Source organism: Coleofasciculaceae cyanobacterium (genome assembly GCA_036703275.1).
Classification (GTDB): Bacteria; Cyanobacteriota; Cyanobacteriia; order Cyanobacteriales; family Xenococcaceae; genus Waterburya.
Genome location: DATNPK010000020.1, coordinates 117,268 through 127,220 on the forward strand (window position 1 = coordinate 117,268; position 9,953 = coordinate 127,220).

The 9,953-nt window shown below is 40.8% G+C and carries 6 protein-coding genes; 1 reads left to right on the forward strand and 5 read right to left on the reverse strand.

All coding sequences use genetic code 11. The features are described 5' to 3' along the window. Window positions 1-68: 68 nt before the first annotated feature. The 5 genes from V6C71_04235 to V6C71_04255 all read right to left on the reverse strand — a co-directional run bounded on the left by V6C71_04235 (window position 69) and on the right by V6C71_04255 (window position 9,188). Complete coding sequence (locus V6C71_04235) at window positions 69-1,412, reverse strand: FAD-dependent oxidoreductase (protein ID HEY9767702.1); 1,344 nt, start codon at window positions 1,410-1,412, stop codon at window positions 69-71. A gap of 135 nt (window positions 1,413-1,547) precedes the next feature. After that, window positions 1,548-3,392 carry an EAL domain-containing protein gene (locus V6C71_04240; protein HEY9767703.1) on the reverse strand — a complete coding sequence of 615 codons (1,845 nt, stop codon included), beginning with the start codon at window positions 3,390-3,392 and terminating at the stop codon, window positions 1,548-1,550. A gap of 490 nt (window positions 3,393-3,882) precedes the next feature. Continuing rightward, the gene (locus V6C71_04245) at window positions 3,883-5,199 is read right to left on the reverse strand and encodes an AAA-like domain-containing protein (GenBank protein HEY9767704.1); all 1,317 of its coding nucleotides are present in this window, start codon (window positions 5,197-5,199) and stop codon (window positions 3,883-3,885) included. A 318-nt stretch (window positions 5,200-5,517) separates the two neighbouring features. Then, complete coding sequence (locus V6C71_04250; protein ID HEY9767705.1) at window positions 5,518-6,735, reverse strand: DUF4336 domain-containing protein; 1,218 nt, start codon at window positions 6,733-6,735, stop codon at window positions 5,518-5,520. Window positions 6,736-6,836: 101 nt separating this feature from the next. Then, complete coding sequence (locus V6C71_04255; protein ID HEY9767706.1) at window positions 6,837-9,188, reverse strand: ATP-dependent helicase; 2,352 nt, start codon at window positions 9,186-9,188, stop codon at window positions 6,837-6,839. 264 nt (window positions 9,189-9,452) lie between these two features. Here V6C71_04255 and V6C71_04260 point away from each other — a divergent pair. Beyond that, on the forward strand, window positions 9,453-9,953 hold a 501-nt coding region (locus V6C71_04260; GenBank protein ID HEY9767707.1), incomplete at its 3' end, for a transposase.

A 9,953-nucleotide genomic window follows, 5' to 3' on the forward strand; every position in this document is an offset into this window, starting at 1 on the left:
AGGAGTCAGGAGTCAGAAGCGTTATCCTGTTTGTATCCCTGCATTTTTTGCAGCTACACTTTTAGCAACTACTGGGTTGCTGCTGTTGTGGCAGATAAATCATCGAGGAATTGTTGGCGGTTAAATTGATAACCAGCACCCAAAAAATCGATTAATCTCTCGGTGTCTTCTAAAGCGTTTTGCAAACAGGTAGACGCACCAGGAGAAGGAGTAATATTAAATATAATGCGATCGCCAATAATCTTAGCTTCCCCCATTTCTAATGCCTGGGTATTGAGGTTAACTATCTGAGGTCGAACTCCACCATATCCTTTAGCATAGGTAAGATCCTTCAGCTTAATTGAGGGAATTATCTTTTTTACTTCCTTAATAAATAGTCTTTTGCCAATAATCGGAAAGTCGTAAATAAAATTTAGGGCAATGTATTGGAAAATAGTCGGGTCAGATAATATTTTGGTAAAGCTTAAAATAGCCTTGATGCTTAAACCCGCCGTTTGGAAATATTCAATGATGCTGCCGTAATTGTGACGTTCTAACATTGGCAGTACTTTAGCAGTTGGCCCGAAACGGGCGATCGCGCGATCGTGAACTTCGGGATCGCCATGAATGGCCGCAAAAGGCAGCTTTTGACGCTGTACAGTGTAAATCTTGCCATTGAGTAATCCAGGGGCAAAATAGAAGCTTCCCGCCACGCTAAGCAAAGCATAATCTAGACCATAACCCAATGATTTAGCGAATAGCAGACTGTGCGCTCCTGCTGCTACTAAAACTACTTTAGCTTGAATAATTTTCTCTTTGGTTTTAATTTGGTATTGGTCATCTTGCTTGATTATTTGCTTAACTTTAGTATCAAACAGCAGGTCAATATTACGCTCAGAACTAGCTTGAGAATTGGCGACAAATGATTGAGCCAAACGATTATAGTCTACGGTGTAGCCTTGATTGGTGAATAGGGCAATCACTGCTTCGTTGATATCTCTACCGACCAAAACCTTTGGTTCTTGGGCTGCTATTTCTGTTTTGTCTAGCAGTTTTAAATCGGGAAAAAGCTGTTTGAATTGTTGATATCGATCTTGTAATTTACTAACCTGTTCTGCACCAACTCCTAAGACCATTTTGTGGTACTTAGTATAGATTTCGCGCTGTCTATCTTTAGTCAGCAAATAGTTTTTGACTAAGCTTGCTCCAGCATTAACTTTCTTTGCCTTGGCTAAAGTGTAGTTAGTTTCAATGTCGCCAAAATGAAGAGTTTGGCTATTGCTATTGGTAAAAGAATTAACTAAAGCTACATCAGCTTCTTTCTCGATCAGGGCAATACGCTTAATGTTGGTATAGTTACTTAGAGTATAAAGCAGTGCCGTACCACAAACCCCACCACCGATGATAACAACTTCATAGGTATTACTATCCATAATATATTTTCTAAGTCAAGAGTAACTAAACGATCGCTTGTTGGTGGTTGATTATTACCAGCTGTTATGGGTTTATTTTACTAGATCCTAAGTCACAGTAGATGATGTTTACGTCATTACTTGAATCAGCAACGCCTAATACTTTAAGAGAGTTGCTGCGCTCGCTGGCAATACTGGCTCAGAAAACAAATATCCTTGTGCATACTGACACCCCAGCTCAATTAGCCTAGCGCACTGCGGTTCACTTTCAATTCCTTCAGCAATTAATTCTAGATCAAAAACCTCTGCCAGCTTAATAATTGTCTTAACTAACTCTAATTTATGACAATCGCTTTCTAGATCCTGAATAAAAGAGCGATCGATTTTCAAGGTATCTACGGGTAAACAGTGTAAATAACTCAAAGAGGAATAACCAGTCCCAAAATCATCCATCGATAGCTGAACTCCTAGGTCTTTTAACTTTTCAACTGTGGAGAGAACCAGCTCTATATTTTCGATAATTTCGCTTTCGGTGATCTCTAGCTTAAGACAAGCAGGATTTAAACCTGTTTCTTCGAGAATTTGAGCAATAATATCTCCTGCATAAGGTTGAGAAAACTGCTTTCCTGTAATGTTGACGCTCATAAACATCGACTTAGCCTGAAAATTTGTCTGCTGCCACAGAACCATCTGCGAACAAGCAGAACGCAACACCCACCAGCCAATTGGCGTGATCAGTCCTGTCTCTTCTGCCAGAGGAATAAAATCACTAGGAAAAATCAAACCCCGTTCGGGATGTTGCCAGCGAATTAAGGCTTCAAATCCAACTAGCTGACGATTCTCTAACTTAACAATGGGTTGATAATGCAATTCAAATTGCTTTTGCTCGATCGCTTGTCTCAAATCATCTTCTGACTTAGTTTTGGCTAAATTTTGTAGATATGCTTCAGATTCAAAAACTCGATTACACGCCTTGCCTTTAGCCTTAGCCTGGTTCATGGCAATTTCCGCATTTTGCAGCGATTTAACCAGATTATTAGCTGTATCTGCATCTGTCCACAAGCAATTACCCATAAGCTGTGGTGTAGCGATGCCGATGCTGATGCCGATCAAAATCGAATGTTCCGCCACCTCGATTGGTTTAGCAAACGCCTGCTGGATCCCAGCGGCAACTACTAAGGGATAATCCACCCCCTCGAAGCCAGCCAGCAAAATAGCAAATTCATCCCCACCAATACGCGCCACAAGATCTCTTGTTCGCAGACAAGATTTTAGCTTACTGACAATTTCCTTCAATAGGCGATCGCCTATTGAGTGACCAAAATTATGATTGACATTTTTAAATCGGTCTAAATCTAGACATAAAACCCCAAACCGATAGTCTGGATGTTGCTTTAGCTCGGATAGCTCTCTCAGTTTGGCGATGAAAAGCTGACGATTTGGTAATTTTGTTAGCTGGTCGTAATCTGCCACATAATCTAGCTGGGCTTTAATTTGTTTTTGTTCGCTAATGTCAGTTTGAGAGCCAATCAAACTAGTCACTACTCCTCGAACATTTTTGACTGCCAAACATTTACAGTGCATGAAACGATACTGTCCGTCTCGATGCAGCAAAGAATATTCCATTTCAAAGCAATCAGTTTGTCCCTGTCTACAGGCTGCCAGATTTTGCCTTAGTTTTTCCCGCTCTGCGGGATGAACCCTAACCAACCACTCTAAAGGATTATTTTTAATCTCTCTATCAGTGCATCCTACCATTAACTTCCAGCGATCAGAGTAATCAATGCGATCGGAACTTAAATCCCATGACCAAATACCATCGTTAGTTACTTGAAGAGTCAAAGCGTGTCGCTGTTCACTGTCTTTTAATTGCTGAAGTAGCTTTTTTTCTCTAGCTGATTCTTGCTGAACAATAGCGATCACGCTCCTATCTTTTAACTCGTTATCTACTAATAAAGCAAAGTCACTATCAAATGAATTCTCGACTGTAGAATGTTTCACTGAACTAGATGCTAGTTGGATAATAATATTTCTGGCAGAACAATACCAAATCCGATTAACAAAGGATTTTTTCCCAAGACAACCGCAATCCTTCTGACTTACACCACCGAAATTAGTGTTATGTAGGAAATAGGATAGTGTTATGTAGGAAATAAGATAGTGTTATGTAAAAAATAAGATTTAGTCTAACTTTAACATTAGAGTAAAATAAACGGTTAATTTGCTCTAATAAAATCCTAAAAGGCGAAGATATATAAACTTTTATTTTTAATACTATTTTTAGATTGAAGATTTACTACATTGTTTTGAAGTAATAAAAGCAGCGTTTTAATTTAAATTTCATCAGCTCAACTTAAACAAAATTAATTTTACTTTAATATATATGCTGGAGATTGCTTATGGTTATTGGGAAAAGATTTGAAATTAAACAGAAAAAAAATGTATAGTTTAATACATTTCAATTTTGGTTTAATTAAAGATTATTGAACAATTAAAGGCGATCACGAAAATAAAGTCGATAAAGCTCGCACCTAGGAATAGTTTTATTTTCTTCTAACTTGACTAGCCCCATACTTTCTAGCTCATAAGCAACAAGAGAATTTAAGATTACTGGCTCATCAGATTTAATTACCTGTTTATAAGCTGCTGCTAATTCAGGATGCTCGCTCAAAGCAATTAAATGACCCCGTAAATGGTCTTGATAAATACCTGTATCAGTTACTGCTTCACGAATAATTTGGGCAATATCGCCATTTTGAGTAACCAGATGACAAAAAGCCAAGTTAATTAAACAAGGATGACCGTTCACAATCTGCGCCAAGGACTTTATTTGTTCAATCTCAATCTCAAATTCATCTCGGTCTAGCCCATAGCGTTGAGCTAATTCATGGACTTGTGACCAATTAAATTCATTTAATCTCAAAGACAAGCCAACATTAAACGGAGATTGAGTCAGGTCGAAAGAAATATAGATTTCTGTGGAGTGGGTAACAATTAAACGCAGCTTTTGCCAAATAGGGACGTTGTTAGCTTCTTCATGCCAGAAGCGCAGCAGCGGTAAAAATTCTTGAGCAACTTGAGGATATTTAAAGAGGCGATTGACTTCATCTAGAGTGACAACTAAAGCACTGTCTAACTGCCCTAAAATATATCCCTGTAAATAGGTAGTACAGCTAACTTTAAACCCCAAATCTTCATCCCAATAATCATCGATCAAAGATTCAATGCCTAACTGGAGAGTTATATTGGCGCAAAACCAGCGCAGTAAACGCTCTAAATTGCTCAGTACATTGTCTTCTGCCTGAAGTAGGTTTAATCTAACTGTGCGATAACCTCTAGACTGGGCATGAGCGAGAATTCTCATCACCAGAGACGTTTTGCCCATGTGCTTTGGAGCTTTAATTCTAATTAATGCTCCAGGTTTGACAATCTCTTCATAAGCTTGAGATTCTGTAGGAGGACGCTGTATGTATAGTGCTGAATCTAGAGGAACAGGAGTATTTGGTAGCTCCAGGGCAGAAATACCTCCCCTAACGCTGTCTTGTTCATTGACCTGACTAGGCTGTTGTCGTAAAACTGAGCGAAAGTTATTTTTCGTAATCTTTTCGCCCAAAGATTTGGAGAGGAGCTGCCAAAGACGAGAGCCAACTACCCTCACATAGTCAGGATCGTAGCCAGAGGCATCGGCGATTTGTTGATAAGTTTTACCAGACCAGCATTGAGTCAAGATCAGCTCCTGAACGGAATTTAATCTCTCTGGCTTGATGGCACGATCGACTAGATACAGCGCGTCTTCGATAGTTATCATTTTTGGTAACTGTTCTGGGTAAACAAGGTGCTTTTTTTAGCTTACTCAATTGATACTATTTTGAGCGAAATAACCAAATATAACCCGATCGCAATATTTGACGGAATTTTTTAGAGAACTGTGTTTCTGGCGACAGAGAATCAATTGTATGATGACCTTAGAAAAACTATTTAGCCATAATCAAAGTCTTATAATATTTGCTTTGGTATTTAGCCTAATTTTAGCTTTATTTGAGCTTATTTTAGTTTATCAAGCTTTATTTGCCTAGATTAATCGAGTTAAGAACTTTTGATAATTTCATCGTGATTTTAATCATGTTTATATTTTGCGCCTGATTTTTGGTTGGGGAGGCGGAACAATACCAGGTTTATACAGCAAGGCATCAATATTTTTTAGGGTTTTGAGATCGGCTTCTGGGAGATCGTGCTGATCGTTTGATTCCAAAAAACTAAATGCCTGACGAAACTGTTGGGGAGTGGCGCGGATCGGGGCAGTAAAATGACAGGGAACGATCCGCTCAAAGTTCCAGCTAGCAATTGTATTTGCCCACTGAAGAGTTTCTTGAGGAGCGCGATTGAGAATTAAGGTTTGCAAGATTGGCGCGACTAGTAGACGACCATCTCGACGCAAGCGAGCAAAAGAATCTGACCAATTAGCTTTCCATTGAAAGGGAAACAAACCCCAATAGGCTTGAGCTGACTTATTTGGCGATCGCCAGGCATCGGCTAAAATTTTACCCAGGCTAGGTGTATCTAAAACGCTAGAGCGAAAATACAGCGAAAATAAGCAAATCCTTTGCCAACCTTTGAGGCGATTTTCGGGGCTGTCGGTAATTGGTTCTCTGCCGTTTTCTCTGGCATGAAACAAGAGAGGAAACAGATCCTGCTCGATAATTTCTGGTGGATGACTGGGAATAGAGACTATTGAGTCTGTTACTAATAAGGTTTGCGATCGCCTGTGTAACAACGCTACCTCTTCAAATTGACCAAATCTCAAATCGATATCGCCCAAAATAGCGTAATCAAACTCGTCAGCAAAAGGCGTTTGGCTGCTGTCCGCGGGCAAAACCTTCGTTCGTTGAGCAGGAAACCCCAGCCAGCTTAAGGGCAAATCTACAGGAAAACTCCACTGATTTGGGGCAACAAATACTGTAGCATCAGGAAACTTACGCGCAAAAGGCCCGACAAAATATTTATGCTCTAATCCCGAAATAGTGGGCAGAATAATGTATTTAACCGCTCCGTAGCGATCGACCAGTTCTTGAACCAAGCGGATACATTGCCTAGTTGGAGCAACAGGAGCATAGACCAAAAGTCCACCTCGCTCCAGTCTTACCACAGTCATGCGAATCGGCACAACTACATAAAAAATGCCTTGAAGCTGATCGAAAGTCCAGATTGTGTCTGGTAAAATTTCTCGTCGCAGGGTGCGTCGCTGACTGTAAGGATAAATCGGTACGTTTGCCCAAAATCGCCAATAATAATCTCGATCTTCAATTTGATTGTGGCTTAGCTCATTGGTTTTTATTTGGCTCACGCTAACTCGATCTCCCTTCAATCTGGCACTCAAATTCACCCTATATACATATTCTCCTAAAAGTTGATGTTTAGTAAATTACCGCCTGAAAGATTTACTCATTAGCTAGTTAAACTTTTTAAATAATTAGCTAGGGCAGGTAGGACAGGACAAGGTTTCTTGCGCTGTAGACTGTTGGGTTGGTCGGTGCGAAATACGCTCCAGCGAAAAGGGCCTAATTTAGCTGAGGACATCCATAAAAGACGCTTGGCTCTGGTCATTGCTACGTATAATAGACGATATTCCTCAGCTTGCTTGAGCTTAACTGCTTCTTGCCAGGCTGCCATCGGCTGCGGGATAGTCTGAGGTCGATCGGGAGTTAGATGTTGATGGTGTACTACGGCTCTAATCTGAGCGCGAGCAACTTCTGAAAGTGTAAAGCTGCCCAAGAATTTTCCTGCATTGGGAATCCAAGGTTGGCCAGGTAAGATATCCTGGTGCAGAAAAGGGATAAATATATAGTCCCAATCTAGTCCCTTGGCTTTGTGCATGGTAATAATCGTCACTTGATTGGGGCGAGTATAGCGATCGCTATCATCTTCTTCTACTCCCTCAAAGTTTTCCGAACTAATAATTTCCAATAATGCTTCTATGGCAGCTTTGAGGGAACTACGACCTCTAATTTGTTGACTGACTTTTTCTGAGAGCTTTTGCACCGTCGCTAATTCTGACCCTGTATATTTTAAGGTCATTCCCAAAAAGGGAATTAGTTGATAGTTCGGTAATTCCATACGGGCGCGGAGTAAATTAACTCCATAGCGACGGGCTTGTTCGACCTGGGGTTTATGTCCAGGATGGAGGGGAGTGGGATACAGAAACTGTTCGGGGGATGTGGCAAGGGCGTTGAGATCCTGGGTAGGAATCAGACTGCGTTGCTCGAGTACTTCTAAAGCAGCCTTAAGATTATCTGGAGAATGGGGGCGATCGATAAACTGGAGTAGCTTGAGGATTTCGGCTGGAATTTGGGAATATCTTTCACTTTCGCCAACTTCGTAGATGTTGATGTCGTGTTCTTTTTTTAAGTAAGCTAATTCTGCTGCCAAAAACCTGGCCTGGCGATTTTCCCGCACCAAAATAGCCATGTTTCTTTCTGGATGTTCTTGAAGTAAGGCGATCGCCTGTTTACCGATTAGCTCTACTGTCTGATAGACATCATCAGGGTGACAAATCACTACACCACTGCCTTCTGGTTGAGGATTGGCATCTGGTTGGGGATCGTTGGGATCGACGGTGACAATGTTCTGTTGACGAAAGGGTAATGATATCTGCTTGTCGAATGATTGATGATTCGACCACTGCTGATTAACCCAATCCAAGACAAAATTGGCGCTATCAATAATAATTTTACTGCTGCGCCCTGCTTGGTTCATGGTTGCCAGGCTATTTTGTTGTTTGCAGGTTTCACAAAACCAATTGAAGTAAATCGGATCGGCTGGGGTAAAAGTAGAGTTAATTGCTTGGTTAGGATCGCCCACCCGCACTAAGTTAGGAGAATCTAGTCGCTCTGCATTACTGGCAAGTATCGAGATTAGCTTTTCCTGTAGCGGGCTAGAATCTTGGGCTTCGTCTTCAAATACGCCATACACTTGATTTTGCCACAGGAGTCGCATGGGTGGATATTCTAAAACTTTCAAAGCCGCCAAGATCATATCGTCATAATCAACCAAATCTTGCGCTCGCATTGACCGTTGATATTCCCCATATAGTCCTGCGGCAATATCTAAAATGCCATATTCATCAGTAGCATTTTGGCTCAATTGCTGTAGCTGTTCGGGTAATAGTCCCGAACTTTTAGCTTCTCGCACCACAGTATAAGTTAATCCTGGTAATACTTCCGTTCGCAACACCGACTGACGGCGCAATCTTTCGGTTTCTTCTCCATCAAACTGTACCCCTTCTAACAATCTTTGATACTGTCTGGGATGTTCGGCAATCCATCTTTCTACCGCGCCGCGGATAATTCGATGTCCCGTATTGGGAACAACGAGCGTAACGTTATCTAAATCCAGTCCCGACAATTCTTTACGAGAGTTGGCAATATTGAGAGCCAAACCATGCAGGGTATATACCACAAAGCCCCCTGGAGGAAGCATCAGCTCTTTAAGGCGATCTCGAATTTTATGCTTGATATTAGCTGCTGCGGAACGAGTATAGGTAACAATTACTAGCTGTCTTCGGCTGTGTAGCTGATTTCTGGCAATAGCGATCGCTGCTGCCACTGATAAACTATGAGACTTACCCGCCCCTGGTACAGCGGAAACCGCCATCTCTCCTCCATTCCAGCTAGCTAAACTTTGTTGTCCTGTTCGCAAACTATGCTGTAATTGCTTTAGCTGTGATTCGAGCCACTGCGATCGCTCTGCGCGATCGGCAATTGAAGAGTTGGTAAGGTTCTGCTGCTCAGAAGATAGCATCTAAATATATATCCCCGCAAAAAATAATCACTGATTAGAACAACTGTAGTAGGTTCGTACTTAATACTAGACTTTTTGTCTATAAGTTACCTGAATATAACTGTTGACTACTCCCCGCTAATCACGAGACGGAGATTCTTATGCGGTTTTGGTGAAACCATGGCTAAGAATGGTTTGTCTTTTGATTGGGGTGTAATTTTCCAATTTTAATTAGCAAATTATTATTTAATTATTAATGTATTTCCCGCATCTTGGTCATGCTTCTTGTCCAAAATTAAGCTTGGGCAAATAATTAAAAGTATCTTAAATAAATTAACTCTAGCTAAAATGTCTCAACCTTTAAAGATTAGATGGAGTAGGTATTTTACTGGCGAACCAAGAAGCGTAACTATTTCCAAAGATCCAAGCAACAGGTATTTCGTTTCATTCCTAGTGGAAGAAGAATTACAACAATGGAAACCAGGTACAGAAGAAATAGGTATCGATCTAGGCATCAAAGATGTAGTAGTTTGCTCTAATGGTTTTGCTTCTGGCAATCCTAAGCACTATCAAAAATATCAGCTTAGGCTAAAATTTCTACAGCGCAGACTAGCGTCTAAAAACAAAGGTTCTAACAATCGATATAAGGCAAGGCTAAAAGTAGCAAAGCTTCACGCTAAGATTGCCGATTGTAGACTTGATTTTTTACACAAGCTGAGTACAAAACTAGTTAGCGAAAGCCAAGCTATCTATACCGAGACTCTGGCAGTAAAAAACATGATGGCG

Bases quoted from the DNA above. Each gene is read 5' to 3' on its own strand.
- V6C71_04255 (HEY9767706.1), bottom strand. From the start codon at position 9,188: ATGCTATCTTCTGAGCAGCAGAACCTTACCAACTCTTCAATTGCCGAT.
- V6C71_04235 (HEY9767702.1), bottom strand. From the start codon at position 1,412: ATGGATAGTAATACCTATGAAGTTGTTATCATCGGTGGTGGGGTTTGT.
- V6C71_04245 (HEY9767704.1), bottom strand. From the start codon at position 5,199: ATGATAACTATCGAAGACGCGCTGTATCTAGTCGATCGTGCCATCAAG.